Below are 1,219 nucleotides of genomic sequence, written 5' to 3' on the forward strand. Positions count from 1 at the left end.
CTTGATCTTGTTGTTCATGCCTTCCAGAACACTGGTGTTCATCCGGTAGAGGGCGCTGGAAATAATCCCGTCGACATACCCCGCAAGACGCCTGGCGTACTGCTGCAGAGGAGCAAGGTCGCTACTCATAGCCATCCCGAACCAGTCTTCCCACCGTTGTTTGGCTTCTGCTTCAGAGGGTGCATACCAGAGCTCTTTCAGTTGGTCTTTCAACAGATAAACCGTCATCAGTGGCTGGTTCGCCTGTAGCAGCTCTGCAAGCTTGATAGCCTGGGTCTCCTTGAGGTTGGCGCGATTTCTAAGCAGCAGCCAACGACTTTGCTTGACCACCTTCCGAGCCGGCTTGTCGTGACGCAGCTGATTTGCCTGATCGACTCTGACCCGATCAATGACTTCCCGGCCAAACTTGGCCACCACATGAAAGAGATCGTAGACGACACGGGCCTGTGGGCAGTGGTGCTGCACTTCCAGATCCATGGCGGTGTTCATATCCATGGCAACAGCTTGAATGCGCTGGCAAACGGCTTCGCCCATCCATTCGAAGAATGGCTGTATTGACTCACGGCTACGACCTTCACCAACCCAGAGCACCTGCTGTGTATCCGCGCAGATAACTACCGTCGCGTAACGGTGCCCTTTGTACAAGGCAAACTCGTCCATGACCAGGTGGCGCACAAGGCTCAGATCCGCCGGGACAACCTCCCGCTGCAGGCGCCGGTAATCAATGTCCTTGACAGTATGCCAGTGTAGCCCGAGCAGCTCAGCCACTTGCTTGATAGGCAAAAGACGAACGAGGGATTCGATATAGCCGACCATGCCTTGTGTGAGCGCCCGCCGGCCTGCCAGCCAGTGAATCTGCTCCCGGCGCGTTCCACAGCGCGGGCAGCGTACCCGCCGCACCGGGACATCCAACCACACGCGGTAACCGAACAGGTCGCGCTCGCGCACCCGGCGTCGGTTAACATCGTGAATGAGGGGTGTACTCTGCCCGCAACCGCTACAGAACGGCGGCTGCGAGGGTTTGGGTGTCAGGCGAAGACAGAGGTTCTGAGCATCGAGCTGTTCATGGCTCTCCAGCTCAAACCCTTCCCAGAAGAGGTCAAGAAGTTTAGCATCCATAGCGACGGCGGCAGTTGGGTCTGGTTGGTGTTGTGGTGACCCAAACTTAACCCAGCTTGTCCGCCGTCCCTACTAAATTCCCGCTAATCCGCGATGAACC

At 57.1% G+C, this 1,219-nt stretch carries 1 protein-coding gene; it reads right to left on the minus strand.

Annotated elements, in window-relative coordinates; translation table 11 throughout:
- A partial coding sequence (locus H4J77_RS19505; protein WP_182250116.1) for an ISL3 family transposase occupies positions 1-1,119 on the minus strand: 1,119 nt, incomplete at its 3' end.
- Positions 1,120-1,219: the final 100 nt, after the last annotated feature.

The sequence above is a fragment of the Pseudomonas sp. 5Ae-yellow genome (assembly GCF_014077575.1).
In the GTDB taxonomy this organism is placed as follows: domain Bacteria; phylum Pseudomonadota; class Gammaproteobacteria; order Pseudomonadales; family Pseudomonadaceae; genus Halopseudomonas; species Halopseudomonas neustonica.